This is a genomic window from Marinitenerispora sediminis, from assembly GCF_003336425.1.
GTDB lineage: Bacteria > Actinomycetota > Actinomycetes > Streptosporangiales > Streptosporangiaceae > Marinitenerispora > Marinitenerispora sediminis.
Genome location: NZ_QEIO01000030.1, coordinates 20890 through 38074, shown reverse-complemented (window position 1 = coordinate 38074; position 17185 = coordinate 20890). Strand labels below are relative to the sequence as shown.

The following is a 17185-nucleotide window of genomic DNA, read 5'->3' as shown; positions in this document are numbered from 1 at the left end:
GGCCCGGTCAGCCGACCCGCCGCCGGCGGAACAGGAAGTCCTGGACGACGTAGGAGCCCAGCCGCTGGGCGTTCGGCCGGACCACCCGGCCGCCGTTGCGGCGGGCGACCTCCTCGACGAACGCCTCCAGGCGCGGGTCGTCGGCGAGCAGGAAGACGTTGAGCGACGCGCCGCGGCTGGTCATCCGGTCGACCTCGGCGAGGGTCAGCGCGGTGGTCTCCGCGGTCGGCGGCCAGGCGAACTGGGCCGATCCGTCGCGGGTCAGGTGCGCGGTGGGCTCACCGTCGGTGACGATCAGCACGATGGGTTCGAAATCGGAGTGCCGGTCCAGGTGCCGGCCGGCCAGGACCAGGGCGTGCTGGAGGTTGGTGCCCTGGACCGGCTCCCACTCCAGTTCGGCCAGCCCGGCGGCCGGCAGCTCCCGCGCGTAGTCGCTGAACCCGATGACCTGCACCGCGTCCTGGGGAAAGCGGGTGCTCACCAGTGCGTGCAGCGCCATGGCGGTCTGCTTGGCGGTGCCCCAGAGGTCGCGCAGCGCCATGGAGTAGGAGAGGTCGACCAGCAGGCACACGGCGGCGGCGTCGCGGCGTTCGGTCTCGGCGACCTCGAAGTCGTCGGGGCGCAGCCGCAGGCGGCCGTCGGAGGAACGCCCCCGTGCCGCGGCGTTGCTCAGGGTCCGGACGACGTCGATGGGCTGCTCGTCGCCGAACCGCCACGGCCGGGTGGCGCCGGTGGGCTCGCCGGCCTGGCCGACCCCCTCGGCCGCGTGCTGGCCGAGCCGGCCGCCGGCGGAGTCGGCGAACACCTCCCGCAGCGCGGTCTCACCCAGCCGGCGGACCGCCTTGGGGGTGAGCTCCAGCCGGTTGCGGGTCCCGGTCAGGTAGCCCTGCTCCCGCAGCTCGCGCTCCAGGGCGCGCAGCCGTGCCAGGTCGTCGACGGCGGAGCGGCCGAGCGCGCGGCGGACCGCCTCCTCGTCGATGTCCTCCAGCCCGGCGCCCGCGTAGCGCTGACTCAGCGCGGAGTCGAGGTCGGCGAGGTCGGCGAGCTCCTCCAGGGCGGTGGTGGCGTCACCCACGCCGAGCCCCTCGGAGCCCTCCAGCCGGTCGGCGTCGGACCAGGCGAGGTCCGCCCGGCGGGAGCGCAGCGCGCCGGAGAGCCGCTCCATGGCCTCGCTGAGCCCGGACTCGGCGGCGGCCTGGGCCATGAGGTCGCCGAGCTCTGCCCGCTGCTCGGGGGTGAGGGAGTTCAGCAGCCGCTGGGCGGCGGCCGAGCGGCGGGCCAGGATGTCGACCAGTTCGGCCAGGTCGCGCGGGTTCTCCGGGAAGAACTCGCCGTACTCGGCCATGAACCGGTCGAAATCCGCCTGGGTGTGCTCGCCCCGGTCGTCGGCAGCGAGCATCTCGTTCAGCGCCTCGACCATGGCGCGCACCCGGGCCATGGCCGCCGGATCCGCGTCGCGCAGCGCCTGCTTCATCCCGCGGAACTGGGCGTCCAGCACCTCACCGCGCAGCAGGTCGCGCAGCTCCTGGAAGGTCTGGCGCGCGGCGTCCGAGCGCCACTGGTAGTCGGCGAGCCGGCGAACCGCCGCCGCGGTGTCGGCGGGCAGGGCGTCGAGCTCGGACTCCCGCAGCCGGGCGTCGTCGGAGGGGTCGGGGAAGAGCGCGGCGCGCTCCTGCCCGACCGCGCGGTCCAGCAGCGCCCGCGCCTCCTGGAGGGTGCCGTCGAGGCGCCCCCGGCCACGCAGCCGGTCCCGGCGCTCGCGGACCTGCCGCAGCAGGTCGTCGAGACCGGAGACGCCCTGCGTTCCGCGCCGCAGCAGGTCGCGCAGCGCCCGCAGCGGCTTGGCGCCGGCCAGCACCGAGCGGCCCAGCTCGTCGAGGGCGGCACGGACGTCGTAGGGCGGCGCCAGCGGGTCGGGGCCCTCCTGGTACTCGCCGTAGCGGAAGCCGCTCATCGCGGATGCCTCCTTGCGTTCGGACACCGCCGTGGCCGTCCCGTCCCGGCGGGTTCAGGTGCGGTAGACGGTGCGGTCGTCGACGGTGTCCTTGGAGAGCCGCCGGTTGAGGTACAGCCCTTCGAGCGCGAACTCCAGCGCCGAGGCGGCGTAGCCGGCGGTCTCGCCGGGGTCGTCGTCCTCCGGGGCGACGCGGGCGACGAGTTCGGCGAGGCCGGGCACCGGACCCACCCGGCGGAGCAGGTCGGCGCCGCTGACCAGCTCGCCGGACTCCACCGTGGCGCCCTCGGCGAACCGGTCGATGAGCGGGCCGAGGTCGACGCCGCCCAGGGTGTGCCGGAAGGTCTCGGCCGTGGCACGGCGCAGCAGGTGGCCGAGGATCTCGACCTCGCGGCCCTCCTCGCCCACCTCGAACTCGACCTTGCCGCGCAGCGTCTCGACGATCGGTGCGAGGTCGCACACCCGCGCCACCGGGCGCTCCTCGGCCACCAGCGCGGCCCGGCGCGCCGCGGAGGCGGCGGCGGTCTCGATGGCGGCGAGCGCGAAGCGGGCCGAGACCCCCGAGCGGTCGTCGACCGAGGAGGAGGCGCGGACCAGGCGGGTGAACCGCGCGACGACCTCGACCAGGTAGCGGGGGACGGCGGGGCCGCCGTCCAGCCGCGCCTCCTGGGCGATCAGCGCGATCTCGGCGTCGAGCTCCAGGGGGTAGTGGGTGCGGATCTCGGCCCCGAAGCGGTCCTTGAGCGGAGTGATGATGCGGCCGCGGTTGGTGTAGTCCTCGGGGTTGGCGCTGGCGACCAGCAGTACGTCGAGCGGGAGCCGCAGCGCGTACCCCCGGATCTGGACGTCGCGCTCCTCCAGGACGTTGAGCAGCGCCACCTGGATGCGGGCGGCGAGGTCCGGGAGCTCATTGAGGCAGAAGACGCCGCGGTTGGCCCGCGGGACCAGCCCGTAGTGGACGGTCTCCGGGTCGCCCAGGCTGCGCCCCTCGGCCAGCCGGACGGGGTCGACGTCGCCGATGAGGTCGCCGACGCTGGTGTCGGGGGTGGCGAGCTTCTCGCCGTAGCGCTCGTCGCGGTGCCGCCAGGCGACCGGGAGGTCGGGGCCCGCCTCGGCGGCGAGGCGGCGGCAGCGCGCGCACACCGGCGCGTAGGGGTGGTCGTTGATCGGGCAGCCCTCGATGACCGGGCTCCACTCGTCGAGCAGCCCGACGACGGTGCGGATCAGCCGGGTCTTGCCCTGCCCGCGCTCGCCCAGCAGCACGACGTCGTGGCCGGCCAGCAGGGCGCGTTCGAGATGGGGCAGCACCGTGGAATCGAAGCCGACGATGCCGGGGAACCGCTGCTCCCCGGTGCGCATGCGGGCCAGCAGGTTCGCGCGGACCTCGGCCTTGGTCGAGCGGTGGACGTGGCCGGAGGCCCGCAGCGCCGAGAGGCTCGCGGGACGGCCGCCGGAATCGGTCGGGTGTGCGGAGTCGGCAGACACGGGAACGAGTCTATGCACCGGGTGCCCGCCCGCCAGTGGCCCGGATCACGCCTGTGGACGAAAGGGCCGGCCGGCCGGGGGCCTGCTCGGCTGGCGCACGGACGGCCGCGCGGCGGGGAACGGAGGAGGGACACCCCGGGATCAGGCAGGTTTAGTTCGGGTGGTGGGGAGTATGGTCCGGGTAGACGGGAGCGGATCGGCTGGTGTGGAGGAGGCGGCGAGTGGCCAGGTTCGGCGACGCTCTGGCGACGGGCGCTGACCTCGTGAGCGCGGCCGAGCGGGCGACGCTGCGCGCGCTGGAGCCGCTCGGCGGCCCGGCCGACCTGGTGTGCGTCTTCGTCTCGGGCAGCGATCCCGAGGAGGTCGCCCTGGCGGGGGAGCGCGCCATGGCGCTGGCCGGCGACGCCGTCACGATCGGGTGCAGCTGCACCGGCGTCATCGGCGGTGGGCGCGGCGTCGAGGGCCGGGGCGCCGTCAGCGTGTGGGCGGCCGTGCTGCCCGATGTCCGGATCACGCCCTTCGAGCTGGACGCCGTCCCCGAGGACGACCACCTCGCCGTCATCGGCATGACCGAACCGGAGCCGGACGACCGGGTCGCGCTGCTGTTCGCCAACCCCTACGACTTCCCGGCGCACTCGTTCGTCCGGCGCTCCGCCGCCGCGCTCGGCGGGCTGCCCATCGTCGGCGGGCTCGCCGACGGCGCGCGGGGGCAGGAGTCGGTGCGGCTGTTCGCCGATGGGCGGACGGCGTCCGGCGGCGCGGTCGGGCTGCTGCTCGCCGGCCCGGGCGTGGCGGGCACGGTGGTGAGCCAGGGCTGCCGGCCCATCGGCCCGTCCATGACCGTCACCAAGGTCGAGGGGCAGGAGCTGCTCGAACTCGCCGGGACTCCGGCCTACCAGAAGCTGGAGCAGATCCTGCACGCGCTCACCCCCACCGAGCAGGAGCTGCTCGCCGAGGGGCTGCACATCGGGGTCGCCATGGACGAGTACGCCGACCGCTACGAGCGCGGCGACTTCCTGATCCGCGGTCTCGCCAGCGCCGATCCGGACCGCGGCTCGCTGACGATCGGCGACGTGGTGGAGGTCGGGCAGACGGTGCGGTTCCAGGTCCGCGACACCGAGACCGCCGACGCCGACCTGCTGGAGCGGCTGCGCGCGTTCGGCGAGGAGACCGGTGGCGGCACCGCCGGCGCACTGCTGTTCTCGTGCAACGGCCGGGGCGCCGCGATGTTCCCAACGGCCGACCACGACGTCCGGTCGGTGCGGGAGGCGCTCGGGATCGAGGCCGTCACCGGGTTCTTCGCCGCCGGCGAGATCGGTCCGGTGGCCGGCCGCAACCACGTGCACGGCTTCACGGCCTGCCTGCTCGCCTTCGCGGGCTGACCGGCCCCCGGCCGCCCCGATCCGGCCGCCGGTCCCGGCGGCGGCGTGTCCGCCGCGGCGCTCGCGGAAGGGGAGGGGACAGCAGCGCCGGCGGCCCGTCCGGAGTGGGCGGTGTGCCGGACGCCCGGGACGGTGGCCGCGGTCGGCGGGCCGCGTGATGCGGTCGATCAGCCCGGCATCCGGAGCGGCGGCCAGGCCGCGGCCGTGCGGGACCGCCGGCCGGAGGACGCCCCCAGGCGGCCACCGCGGTTCCCCTGGCGCTCCGGGTGACCACCGCGGTTCCCCTGGCGCCCCTCCCGTACCGCCGGCGACCCGCCCGCGCGGCCGCTCCTGTCGGACGCCGCGCCGCCGAGCAGGGCGATCCGCCGTGTACCGGCGAATCGCGCCGCCTGCTGAGGCGCCCCCGGGGCCGGGAGCCGCGCCCTCGGCCCCGCACCGTGACGCGCGGGTGCGCGGGAATGACCAGGACGATGCGGCCCAACCCGGCATAGCCCTCATTCGGGGCGTGTCCGGCGCGTCGGCTTTGTTACTCCATGTCACTACGTGCTTACTATCTGTGCTGAATGTGTGCCATAGGGGGTTTCCACAGTGTTGCAGTCACCATCACACGTCTGGATGCGGCTCGGCGCCGCCGCCGCGCTCGGGGCGCTCGTACTGGCGACCATGCCGTCCGGCCGGGAGGCCGCTGCGGCCGGTGGGCCGGCACGCGGTGCGGGGTGGATCCACGAGGACCTCGCGGCGGCCCAGCGCAGCAACGTGCTGCTCGACGGAGGCGGACTCCGGGCCGCCGCCGCGGCGCGGCAGCCGATGGCGGCCTCGGCGCGCGGCGCCCGCGGCTCGACCCCCGGCGGGATCGCGCTCTTCCCCGCGCACGGGCTGGGACGGTCCGCCGGAGCCGTCCAGGTGGCGGTGGACGGCACGGCCCGCCGCGCCGACGTGGTCGTGGAGGCGCGCGGGCAGCGCGCCGACGGCGTGTGGACCGAGTGGCGCGAGGCCGCGGACGCCACCGCCGCCGGCGGCGACCTGATCGAGCTGCCCGACACGGTGTCCCGGATCCAGCTGCGGGTCGGCTTCACCCCGCAGGCCGCCGACGGCCGGGCGGGGATCAGCGGTGTGCGCTTCCGGCCGGTGGACGGCGCGGCCGAGCGGCGCGCCCGGCCCCGCGAGCCCTATTCGGCCCGCCTGTACGCGACCCGCATCGGCCTGGTCGGCAACCGGACCGCCAACGGGCACGTCATCCGCTCCGCCGACCACTTCGTGGCGCTGCCGTCCCGGCGCGGGCTGGCCGCCAAGGGCGGCGGCGACTACACCGTGCGGGTGTGCGCGGAGCGGCGCTGCGCGTACGTGCCCGTCTGGGACGTCGGGCCGTGGAATATCAAGGACGACCACTGGAACCCCGGCCGCGAGATGTGGACGGACCTCCCGCACGGCAAGCCCCAGGCGCAGGCCGCCCACGAGGACGGCTACAACCGCGGCGTCGACGGATTCGGGCGTCGGGTACGCAACCCGGCCGGGATCGACCTGGCCGACGGCACGTTCCGCGAGGCACTGCGGCTGCCCGGCAACGCCTGGGTGGACGTCGACTACCTGTGGACGGCCGGCTACACGCACCCGGCGGAGGTGGGCACTCGCAGCAAGCGCCACCCGCTGATCGTCCGCTCGGGGCCGGCCACCACGTTCGAGCACGTCGGGCTGGCCGCGCACGCCGCCATGGTGGACGTCGCCTGCCGGGCCGCCGGCCAGCTGGTGGACGGCCCGTTCGGGCGGACCGACCAGTGGCTGCGCATCGGCCCCCGCAACTTCGTCCCCGCCGCCTACGCCAGCGGCGGCGACACGGCACCGCGGTGCTCGAAGCGGCGGGCGCAGGCGCATCCGGAGGCGCCGGTGGGCCTGGGGGCAGCACCGGCGGACGCGGCGCTGGTGGAGGCGGTGCCGGGCCTCAGCCCCGAATGACGAGGGTGCCGCTCGCGCGGTCGTGCAGCGCCTGGCCGCGATCGGGGTCGAACGCGAGCCACATCATGCAGGCGAGCGCGAACAGGTGTCCCAGGCACGTGAGCGACTGCGGCAGGCCGAACAGGGCCGCCCGGCCGATCGCCTGGCCCTGGGTGAGGCGCCCGCCGTCGGCCCGGCGCACGACCTTGATCGACACCAACCGCTTGCCCGGCGTGCGGCCGGTGCCCACGTGGAACAGCCAGTCGTAGAAGAACAGCACGCCTCCCCAGCCGAACAGGAAGAGGAAGGCCCACAGGTCGTAGAAGCCGTCGGTGAAGTTGCGCTCGGCCGCCTCCGGGTTCGCCATGCTGAGGAAGATGATCACCACGACGAAGAACAGGAAGGCGAGGAAGGCCACCAGCACGTAGTCGATGGCCCGCGCCGCCAGCCGTCGGCCGAAGCCGGCGAACCGCGGCCCCGGCGCCGGTACGGGATGGCCGGCCTGCTGCCAGGCGGGCGGCGAGTGCTGGGGCGGGCCGTACGGCGGCTGGTGGGGCCAGGGAGGGGTACTCACCCCAGCATTATGACGGGATGGCGGGACGAGGCCGACTGTTCCGGCGAAGCGGACGTGAACCGCCGCCGTCCGGCTGCCGTCGGCCCGCACGAGCGCGACACCCGCCGGACGCCGGCCGCGCAACGCGGAAGGGGTGGCTCGTGGCCACCCCTTCCGCGTCGACGCTTCGGGGGCTACGCCGCCCCGTAGGGGACGGCGTCGATGATCTCGACCGTGAGGCTCCGGCCGTTCGGCAGGGTGTAGGTCGCCGTGTCGCCGGCCTTCTTGCCGTTGATGGCGCTGCCCAGCGGGGACTTGGGCGAGTAGACGTCGATCGGGGCGCCGCTCTCCTCGCGGGAGGCCAGGAGGAAGGTCACCTCGTCGTCGTCGCCCTCGAACTTGACCGTCACCGTCATCCCGGGGCCGACGACGCCCTCGCTGCGCGGGGCCTCGCCCACCCGGGCGTTGTTCAGGATCTGCTGGAGCTGGACGATGCGGGCCTCGATCTTGCCCTGCTCCTCCTTGGCGGCGTGGTAGCCGCCGTTCTCCTTCAGGTCGCCCTCTTCCCGAGCGGCTTCGATCCGGTCGGCGATCTCGATGCGACCAGGCCCCGACAGGTGCTCCAGCTCCGCTGTGAGCCGGTTGTACGCCTCCTGGGTGAGCCAGGTGACGTTGTCATCGCGGGTCTCGGTCACGGGAACTCCCTTGGTGCGTCGAGGAGCTGCGTCACCTTCTGGACGCAGCTGAACTTACGAGATTAGCACCGAGCCGTTCCGGCAGGTCGGGCCGCGAGACCGGGCCCGCGGGGGTCCGCACGCGCCCGCCGTGGCGGCGGAGACTGCGGGGGCGGAACCGGATCGCGGCGGCCGTGCCGGGGTGCCGCGGCCGGTGCGTCAGGTGGAGGAGGGACGGGGGTCTACTGCGCGGGATCGTTCTGTGACCCTTGTTCCCTGCAGGAGGTCACTTCTACCGTCGATGCCTCACGAACCGTCTCGATCCGCGCGTGGACGTCCTGGACCCCGGCCTCGACCGGCACCTCCGTCTGCCCCACCTGGACATGGCGCGCGTCACTCGCGCTGACCAGGCACAGCGCCGGGTCCCGGGTGTTCACCTGGAAGCTGATCGTCGCCTCGGAGTCGGAGAGCACCCGCCAGGCCACCACCTGGTAGCTGGTCGAGCCGAGGCCGCCGTTGTAGCTCACGAGCGCGATGCCCCAGCCGACGGTGAACACGGCGGCCACCACGATGCCCATGAGGAAGAACACGGGGCGGTTCCCGAGGCGTCGCCGGCGGCCGGCGGCCGCCGGGGCGGCGTCGGACGGCACGTCACTGGGCTTCGAGGGCATACGGGAATCTCCGAACGTGAAAGCGCTGTTGTCTAAGATAGCTCTGTCCTGAGAGGCTCCCGCTCCACCCCCACGCCCTGTCCCGTCCGGGGTGTGTCACGGCCATCGGCGCCAGAGCGGTCGTCGTCTGCTTTTCGCCACTACGAAGAGGACTTGCCAGTTGTCCGAGCGCCTGCGCCTGATGGCCGTTCACGCCCACCCTGACGACGAGTCCAGCAAGGGCGCCGCCACGATGGTGCGCTACGTCCACGAGGACGCCGAAGTGCTGGTCGTCACACTGACCGGCGGTGAGCGCGGCTCCATCCTCAACCCCGCGATGGACCGGCCCGAAATCCGCGAGAACATCGGCGAGGTACGCCGCAAGGAGATGGCCGCCGCCCGCGAGATCCTCGGCGTCCACCAGGAGTTCGCCGGATTCGTCGACTCCGGACTGCCCGAGGGCGACCCGCTGCCCCCGCTGCCCGAGGGCTGCTTCGCGCTGCAGCCCCTGGAGGTGGCCAGCGAGCCCCTCGTCCGCTCGATGCGCTCCTTCCGCCCGCACGTCGTCATCACCTACGACGAGCAGGGCGGCTACCCCCACCCCGACCACATCATGTGCCACAAGGTCTCGGTCGAGGCGTTCGACGCGGCCGGCGACCCCGACCGCTACCCCGGCACCGGCGACCCGTGGCAGCCGCTCAAGCTCTACTACCACGTCTCCTTCTCCATGGAGCGCTTCGAGCGCATCACCGCCCTGCTCGACGAGCGCGGGCTCGCCAACCCCTACGCCGAGTGGATGGAGCGCATGAAGGAGCGCGACTACCCGCAGTGGGAGATCACCACGCGGGTCGTCTGCGACGAGTACTTCGAGACGCGCGACCGCGCGCTGATCGCGCACGCCACCCAGATCGACCCCAACGGCGTGTGGTTCGCGGTCCCCATGGACATCCAGCGCGAGGCGTGGCCCACCGAGGACTACCACCTCGCGCGGTCCCTGGTCGACACCGAACTCCCCGAGGACGACCTCTTCGCGGGTGTCCGCGAGTCAGTGAGAACATGACACTATGACCGCCGCAGTCGCCCTACTCGCCGCTGACGCCCAGATCGCCCGCGACACCGTCACACCCGGGGTGCTGGGCTTCCTCGCCTGCGCCTTCGTCGGCTTCTCGCTGTACTTCCTCATGAAGAACATGCGCAAGCAGATGGCGCGGATCGACTTCGACGAGGGCCCGGCCGAGGCCCGCGCCGAGCGGCCCGCAGCGGAGGCGTCCGCAGCGGGCTCCGCCGCCCCGGAGGCCGAGTCCCGGCCCTCCTCCGACGGGGGTGACCGGGGAGCGGCCTGACTCCGCCCACCGCCCCGGACCTGCGTACCGTGTGATAACGAGCGGGTCTGGGGCAGAGTGGTGGCATGCCGAACGGTCTGGCCGACGCCACCAGCCCCTACCTGCTCCAGCACGCGGACAACCCCGTCGACTGGCGGCCATGGGGGGACGACGCCTTCGCCGAGGCCCGCCGCCGCGACGTCCCGGTGCTGCTCTCCGTCGGCTACGCCGCCTGCCACTGGTGCCACGTCATGGCGCACGAGTCGTTCGAGGACCCGCACACGGCGGAGCTGATGAACGACGGGTTCGTCAACGTCAAGGTGGACCGCGAGGAGCGCCCCGACGTCGACGCCGTCTACATGGAGGCGACCCAGGCCATGACCGGCCAGGGCGGCTGGCCCATGACGGTGTTCCTCACCCCCGACGGCGCGCCCTTCTACTGCGGCACCTACTTCCCCCGCGAGCACTTCCAGCGGCTGCTCGCCGGTATCGGGCAGGCGTGGCGCGAGGACCGCGCCGCCGTCCTCGGCCAGGGGCAGCGGGTCGTCGACGCGCTCAGCGCGCCGCGGCCGCTGGGCGGGACCGCGGCGCCCGGGGCCGACGAGCTCGCCGCGGCGGTGCGCGGGCTCGCGGCCGACTACGACGAGGTCCGCGGCGGCTTCGGCGGCGCGCCGAAGTTCCCGCCGTCCATGCTCCTGGAGTTCCTGCTCCGGCACCACGCGCGCACCTCGGCGGGAGCGGCCGGCCCGGGGAGCACCGGCGCGGCCGCCCTGCGGATGGCGCGGCACACCGCCGAGGCCATGGCGCGCGGCGGCATGTACGACCAGATCGGCGGCGGATTCGCCCGCTACTCGGTCGACGCCCACTGGACGGTGCCGCACTTCGAGAAGATGCTCTATGACAACGCGCTGCTGCTGCGCGCCTACACCCACCTGTGGCGGGCGACCGGCGACCGGATGGCGCGGCGCGTCGCCCTCGACACGGCCGACTGGCTGGTGGCCGACCTGCGCACGCCGGAAGGCGGGTTCGCCTCCGCCCTGGACGCCGACAGCGAGGGGGAGGAGGGGCGCTACTACGTCTGGACCCCCGCCCAGCTCCGCGAGGCGCTGGGGGAGGAGGACGGCGCCTGGGCCGCGCGGCTGTTCGGCGTGACCGAGGAGGGCACGTTCGAGCACGGCAGCTCCGTCCTGCGGCTGCTCGGCGATCCGGACGGCGGCGGCCCGGACGCGGTGGACCCCGAGCGCTACACGTGCGTGCGGACCGCCCTGCTGCGCGCCCGCGCCGACCGGGTCCCGCCGGCGCGCGACGACAAGGTCGTGGCCGCGTGGAACGGGCTGGCGATCGCCGGGCTCGCCGAGGCCGGCGCGCTGCTCGACCGGCCCGACCTGGTGCACCGGGCGCGGGAGGCCGCCCGGCTGCTCGTCGACCTGCACCTGAGCGGGGACCGCCTGGTGCGGACCTCCCGCCACGGAACGGCGGGTACCAGCGCCGGCGTGCTGGAGGACTACGGCGACGTCGCGGAGGGGCTGCTCACCCTGCACGCCGTGACCGGCGAGGCCGAGTGGGTCGCGGTGGCCGGCCGGCTGCTCGACGCCGTTCTGCGGCACTTCGGGGACGGGCACGGCGGCCTCTACGACACCGCCGATGACGCCGAGACCCTGTTCAACCGGCCGCAGGACCCCACCGACAACGCCACCCCCTCGGGCCGCTCCGCCGCCGCGGGGGCGCTGCTCTCCTACGCCGCGCTCACCGGATCGCCGCGGCACCGCGCGGCGGCCGAGGCGGCCCTGGGCCCGGTGGTGCTGCTCGCTGCCAAGGTGCCGCGGTTCGCGGGCTGGGGGCTGGCGGTGGCCGAGGCGGCGCTGGCCGGCCCCCTGGAGATCGCCGTCGTGGGGGCCGAGGACGACCCGGCGGCCGAGGCGCTGCACCGGGCGGCGCTGCTGGCCGCCGCCCCCGGCACGGTGGTCAGCCGCGGCGACGGGACGCACGACGGCGGGATCGGCCTGCTGCGGGACCGGCCGCTGGTGGACGGAGGGCCGGCCGGCTACGTGTGCCGGGGGTTCACCTGCCGGCTGCCGGTGACCACACCGGAGGGGCTGCGCGAGCAGATCGCGGCCGGATGACGGCCGGGCCCTTCGGGGAAAAAGCGGGAAGTGAACCTCTTGGTGGGGGTTGCGCGTGTATAACCCGGATGACCCGACACCTTGAGGGAGTTCCCAGTCGTGCTGAACACCGACGGCCGCGGCGAGCGCGTGCGCCAGCCCCTGTCATCCGACCGACCCCTGACCGCCGGCCCCCTCGGCGACCTCGCCGGGCGGGCGCGCGACGGCGACCGGGCGGCGCTCGCGGCGCTCACCAGGCGGATCCAGCCCGAAGTGCTGCGCCGCTGCTCCCGGTTCCTGCCCTACCCGCGGGACGCCGAGGAGGCGTGCCGGCGGGCGCTGGACTCGGTGGCGCGCGGGATCGCCGACTACAGCGGCGATTCGCTCTTCACCACGTGGCTGTATACGGTGGTGTCGAACTCGGCACGGCAGACCTACCGATCGCTGAAGAGCCGGTCGGCTGAGCTGCCCGCCGAGGCCGAACGCATCCCACAGCAGCGCGATCCCCGCACCACAAGCGTCATCGCCGGCTCGCGCGTCGACCTGCTGGAAGCCCTCGACCAGCTCGAACGCGACCGTCCCCACCTGGTGGTCCCCCTGGTCCTCAGAGACCTCTGCCAGATGGAGTTCGGCGAGATCGCGGCGGAGCTCCACCTCGATCCTGGGACAGTGCGGTCCCGCATCCACGAGGGCCGGAAGCACGTGCGCAGGTCGCTGGCTGTGGCATAGCGCAGGAGCCCCGCCCGGGCTCGAAGAGTCGAAGCGGCGAAAGGTAACGTCCCATGGGGCTGCGAGACCCCCTTTACTGGCTGTACGAGCGGCGGCTGGAGCGCAAACTCGGCAGCTACGAGATCCCGCGCCACGTCGGGGTCATCCTGGACGGCAACCGCCGATGGGCGAAGACCAGCGGGCTGGCCAACGTCAACCGCGGCCACCAGGCCGGCGCGGAGAAGATCTTCGAGCTGCTGAACTGGTGCAACGAGGTCGGCGTGCAGGTGGTCACGCTGTGGCTGCTGTCCACCGACAACCTCGCCCGGCCCAAGGCGGAGCTCGACCCGCTGCTGCGGATCATCGAGGAGACCGTCATGCGGCTGCGCCGCGAGGGCTGGCGCGTCAACCCCATGGGCGCCCTCGACCTGCTGCCCGACGCCACCGCCCGCGTCATGAAGGAGGCCGGGACCGCCACCGCGGACAACCCCGGCCTGATCGTGAACGTCGCGGTCGGCTACGGGGGGCGGCGCGAGATCGCCGACGCGGTGCGCTCGCTCCTCCTCGCCGAGGCGGCGAAGGGTACCTCCATCTCCGAACTGGCCGAGCGCCTCGACCTGGAGCACATCTCCGAGCACCTCTACACCCGCGGGCAGCCCGACCCGGACCTGCTCATCCGGACCTCCGGCGAGCAGCGCCTCTCCGGCTTCCTGCTCTGGCAGAGCGCGCACTCGGAGTTCTACTTCTGCGAGGTGTTCTGGCCGGCGTTCCGGAAGGTGGACTTCCTGCGCGCCCTGCGCTCCTACGGCGTCCGCAACCGGCGGTACGGATCGTGACCGCGGCACCGCCGCACCGCGCTGTCGATCACGGAACGTGATCATGTAACGCCGTGTTCACAAGGTGTGCCACCTGGGGGTCTTGCTCATTTGCGTGAGCCGGGTACCGTCGATACCGGTGGATGGTGCGCATCCGTCCACCCGGGAGGCCCCGACTCGTTGACGGTCCTGGTCATTCAGGAGCTCATCATGAGGAGGGCCGGTCCCGGCCCTCGTGGGGCTGGTCCCGGTCCTTGGATTCCCGTGAGTCTAGGGCGCCCTTGGCGTCCAGGGGGAGAACGAGTGGCTAGTTCCTCGACCCACCGCCGCGACCTGCCGACCTCCGCCGCTTCCGCCGATCCGAACGACCGGCGGACCTACGTGCTCGACACCAGTGTCCTCCTCGCCGACCCGATGTCGATCACGCGCTTCGCCGAGCACGAGATCGTCCTGCCGATCGTGGTCGTCACGGAGCTGGAGAGCAAGCGGCACCACCCCGAACTCGGCTACTTCGCCCGGGAGGCCCTGCGCAGGCTGGACGACCTCCGGGTCTCGTTCGGCGGCCTGGATGCCCCGGTCCCGGTCAACGACGAGGGCGGCACGCTGCGGGTGGAGCTCAACCACAGCGATCCGGAGGTGCTGCCGGCGGGGTTCCGGCTCGGCGACAACGACACGCGGATCCTGACGGTGGCGCGCCACCTGGCGCTGGAGGGCGACGACGTCGTCCTGGTCAGCAAGGACCTCCCCCTGCGGATCAAGGCGTCGTCGATCGGGCTGGCCGCCGACGAGTACCGGGCGGAACTCGCCATCGAGCACGGCTGGACCGGTATGGCCGAGCTGGAGGTCCCCGCGCACGAGGTGCAGGCGCTCTTCGACGGCGGGACCGCGGACATCGAGGCGGCCCGCGACCTGCCCTGCCACACCGGCCTCGTGCTGGTGTCGGAGCGCGGCAAGGCGCTCGGCCGGGTGCTCCCCGACAAGTCGGTCAAGGTGGTGCGCGGCGACCGCGAGGTCTTCGGCCTGCACGGCCGCAGCGCCGAGCAGCGCATCGCGCTGGACCTCCTCACCGACCCCGACGTCGGCATCGTCTCCCTGGGCGGCCGGGCCGGCACCGGCAAGTCCGCGCTCGCGCTGTGCGCGGGCCTGGAGGCGGTCCTGGAGCGGCGCCAGCACCGCAAGGTGGTGGTGTTCCGCCCGCTGTACGCGGTGGGCGGCCAGGACCTCGGCTACCTGCCCGGCAGCGAGTACGAGAAGATGTCGCCCTGGTCGCAGGCCGTGCACGACACGCTCTCGGCGCTGACCACCCAGGACGTCATTGACGAGGTGGTCGACCGCGGGATGCTGGAGGTCCTGCCGCTCACCCACATCCGCGGCCGTTCGCTGCACGACTCGTTCGTGATCGTCGACGAGGCCCAGTCGCTGGAGCGCGGCGTGCTGCTCACCGTGCTCTCGCGGCTCGGGGAGAACTCCCGCGTGGTGCTCACCCACGACGTCGCCCAGCGCGACAACCTGCGGGTGGGCCGCTACGACGGCGTGGTCGCGGTGATCGAGAAGCTGAAGGGGCACCCGCTCTTCTCCCACATCACGCTGACCCGCTCCGAGCGCTCGCCCATCGCCGCACTCGTGACGGAGATGCTGGAGGCCTGACCGGACCCCGCACGTGGGCCCCGCCGCCAGGCGGGGCCCACGCCCGTGCCCGGCCGGGCGAGGCCCGCAGGCGGAGTTCACCCGCGGTTCGGGCCGAGTTGGGACCGGGGACGCGGCTGCTCGATAGAACCGGCTACGCCCCCGCCCGCAGCCGTTCCCCCGTAGCGAGGAGTCCCCGTGACCGACACAGCCGACCCGGCCGTCCCCAGACCCACCCGGCGGACCCTGCTGCGTGCCGGAGCCGTGGGGCTCGGCGCGGCGGCCGTCACCGGGTTCGCCGGCGCTCCGGCGCTGGCCCGCGGCGGCGACCGCCCGCTCCTGACGCACGGCATCCAGCTGGGCGATCCGCGCACCGACGGCGCCGTCGTCTGGACACGCGCCGACCGCGCCGCCCGCATGCTGGTCGAGGTGTCGAGCCGGCCCGACTTCAAGCGGTCCCGCACGATCCGCGGACCGGAGCTGACCCCGGCGACCGACGGCACCGGCAAGGTGCGCATCACCGGGCTGCGCCCCGGGCAGGAGGTGTACCTGCGGGTGCGCGCCGAGTCCGACCGGGTGGCGAGCGAGGCGGCCGAGGGGCGGTTCCGGACCACCGGCCGCGGCGAGGACCCGGTCCGGTTCGTGTGGTCCGGCGACGTCGCCGGCCAGGGCTGGGGGATCAACCCGGAGTTCGGCGGCATGCGGATCTTCGCGGCCATGGCCGAACGCGATCCCGACTTCTTCCTGCACAGCGGGGACTCCGTCTACGCCGACGGCCCGCTGGCGGAGTCGGTCACCCTGCCCGACGGCCGGGTCTGGCGCAACATCGTCACCGAGGAGAAGTCCAAGGTGGCGGAGACGCTGGCGGAGTTCCGCGGGCAGTACGCCTACAACCTGACCGACGACGTCCTGCGGGCGTTCTCCGCGCACGTTCCGCAGATCGTGCAGTGGGACGACCACGAGGTGACCAACAACTGGTACCCCGGCGAGACGCTGCCGGAGGGCCCCTACACCGAGCGCGACGTCGACGTGCTGACCCGCCGGGCGCAGCGGGCGTTCCACGAGTGGCAGCCGATCCTGCCGAAGGAGACGGTCGACGGCAAGATCTACCGGCGGATCCCCTGCGGTCCCGACCTGGACGTGTTCGTCATCGACATGCGCACCTACCGGGACGCGAACTCGGCCGGTACGGCGCCCTACGAGCGGATCCTCGGCGCCACCCAGGCGCGCTGGCTGGTGGAGGGCATCGCGAAGTCGAAGGCCACCTGGAAGGTCGTGGCCTCCGACATGCCGATCGGCGTGATCGTGCCGGACGGCAGCGCCATCGAGGCCGTGGCCAACGGCCGTCCGGGGGTGCCGGCCGGGCGCGAGGCCGAGATCCAGTGGGTGCTGCACTCCCTGCACCGCCGGGGCGTCACCGACGTGGTGTGGCTGACGGCGGACGTGCACTACACGGCCGCGCACCACTACTCGCCGGACCGCGCGAGCAGCCAGGAGTTCCAGCCGTTCTGGGAGTTCGTCTCCGGCCCGCTGCACGCCGGCGCGTTCGGCCCCAACCAGCTGGATCCGACGTTCGGTCCGGAGGCGGTGTTCGTCAACGCACCGCCGCGCGCGAACACCTCGCCGCTGGAGGGCTTCCAGCACTTCGGGGAGGTGGAGATCGATCCGGAGAGCAAGCGGTTCACCGTCGACCTCCGCGACATCGACGGCCGGTCGCTGTGGCGGACCTCGCTGACTCCGACCGGCCGCTGACCGCCGCGCGGCACTCCGCCGGGTGGTGTCGATTTGTCGACATCGCCCGGCGGCTCGTTCCGGCCCGCTGAGCCGGAAATGGCATTCGTCGTGGTCAGCGGTATTTCGGGGTTTTTACGGTCCGTGATGTGATTTACGACATATTCTAATTTGTGTTACGGGCCCGTGATCTTGCGGCAGGGTGGGTGCCGATCTGAAAGACCCCCATCGCGCGGCGGCCCGTGATCGAC

At 73.5% G+C, this 17185-nt stretch carries 14 protein-coding genes; 9 read left to right on the top strand and 5 right to left on the bottom strand.

What is annotated here, in order from left to right; translation table 11 throughout:
• Nucleotides 1-7 precede the first annotated feature (7 nt).
• The gene (locus DEF28_RS08380; protein ID WP_114396564.1) at nucleotides 8-1954 is read right to left on the bottom strand and encodes a vWA domain-containing protein; all 1947 of its coding nucleotides are present in this window, start codon (nucleotides 1952-1954) and stop codon (nucleotides 8-10) included.
• A 54-nt stretch (nucleotides 1955-2008) separates the two neighbouring features.
• Nucleotides 2009-3439, bottom strand: a complete 1431-nt coding sequence (locus tag DEF28_RS08375) for an ATP-binding protein (protein ID WP_233515172.1) — start codon at nucleotides 3437-3439, stop codon at nucleotides 2009-2011.
• Nucleotides 3440-3660: 221 nt separating this feature from the next.
• Between DEF28_RS08375 and DEF28_RS08370 the strand changes: the two genes are divergently transcribed.
• Together DEF28_RS08370 and DEF28_RS08365 are read left to right on the top strand one after the other, a co-directional pair.
• The gene (locus DEF28_RS08370) at nucleotides 3661-4821 is read left to right on the top strand and encodes an FIST signal transduction protein (RefSeq protein WP_114396563.1); all 1161 of its coding nucleotides are present in this window, start codon (nucleotides 3661-3663) and stop codon (nucleotides 4819-4821) included.
• Between the two features lie 591 nt (nucleotides 4822-5412).
• Nucleotides 5413-6774, top strand: a complete 1362-nt coding sequence (locus tag DEF28_RS08365) for a hypothetical protein (RefSeq protein WP_181874675.1) — start codon at nucleotides 5413-5415, stop codon at nucleotides 6772-6774.
• Here the strand turns inward: DEF28_RS08365 and DEF28_RS08360 are convergent.
• From DEF28_RS08360 to DEF28_RS08350, 3 genes are all read right to left on the bottom strand, one after another.
• Nucleotides 6761-7327 (bottom strand): RDD family protein, encoded by a 567-nt coding sequence (locus DEF28_RS08360; RefSeq protein ID WP_114396562.1) that lies wholly within the window; start codon nucleotides 7325-7327, stop codon nucleotides 6761-6763. The genes DEF28_RS08365 and DEF28_RS08360 overlap by 14 nt on opposite strands.
• 173 nt (nucleotides 7328-7500) lie before the next feature.
• The gene (gene greA, locus DEF28_RS08355) at nucleotides 7501-8001 is read right to left on the bottom strand and encodes a transcription elongation factor GreA (RefSeq protein ID WP_114396561.1); all 501 of its coding nucleotides are present in this window, start codon (nucleotides 7999-8001) and stop codon (nucleotides 7501-7503) included.
• A 221-nt stretch (nucleotides 8002-8222) separates the two neighbouring features.
• Complete coding sequence (locus tag DEF28_RS08350; protein WP_114396560.1) at nucleotides 8223-8651, bottom strand: DUF4307 domain-containing protein; 429 nt, start codon at nucleotides 8649-8651, stop codon at nucleotides 8223-8225.
• A 160-nt stretch (nucleotides 8652-8811) separates the two neighbouring features.
• Here DEF28_RS08350 and mca point away from each other — a divergent pair, with 160 nt between their 5' ends.
• The 7 genes from mca (at nucleotide 8812) to DEF28_RS08315 (ending at nucleotide 16955) form a co-directional block, all read left to right on the top strand.
• Complete coding sequence (gene mca / locus DEF28_RS08345; RefSeq protein WP_181874215.1) at nucleotides 8812-9690, top strand: mycothiol conjugate amidase Mca; 879 nt, start codon at nucleotides 8812-8814, stop codon at nucleotides 9688-9690.
• A 4-nt stretch (nucleotides 9691-9694) separates the two neighbouring features.
• Nucleotides 9695-9973, top strand: coding sequence for a hypothetical protein (locus DEF28_RS08340; protein ID WP_114396559.1), 279 nt, complete (start codon nucleotides 9695-9697; stop codon nucleotides 9971-9973).
• Between the two features lie 65 nt (nucleotides 9974-10038).
• Nucleotides 10039-12075 (top strand): thioredoxin domain-containing protein, encoded by a 2037-nt coding sequence (locus tag DEF28_RS08335; protein WP_114396558.1) that lies wholly within the window; start codon nucleotides 10039-10041, stop codon nucleotides 12073-12075.
• Between the two features lie 159 nt (nucleotides 12076-12234).
• Nucleotides 12235-12783 (top strand): RNA polymerase sigma factor, encoded by a 549-nt coding sequence (locus DEF28_RS08330; protein ID WP_114396580.1) that lies wholly within the window; start codon nucleotides 12235-12237, stop codon nucleotides 12781-12783.
• A gap of 53 nt (nucleotides 12784-12836) precedes the next feature.
• On the top strand, nucleotides 12837-13598 hold the full coding sequence (locus tag DEF28_RS08325; RefSeq protein WP_114396557.1) for an isoprenyl transferase: 762 nt from the start codon (nucleotides 12837-12839) through the stop codon (nucleotides 13596-13598).
• A 360-nt stretch (nucleotides 13599-13958) separates the two neighbouring features.
• Entirely contained in the window at nucleotides 13959-15224 is a 1266-nt protein-coding gene (locus DEF28_RS08320) for a PhoH family protein (RefSeq protein WP_114396579.1), read from the top strand.
• A gap of 177 nt (nucleotides 15225-15401) precedes the next feature.
• On the top strand, nucleotides 15402-16955 hold the full coding sequence (locus DEF28_RS08315) for an alkaline phosphatase D family protein (RefSeq protein ID WP_114396556.1): 1554 nt from the start codon (nucleotides 15402-15404) through the stop codon (nucleotides 16953-16955).
• Nucleotides 16956-17185 lie beyond the last annotated feature (230 nt).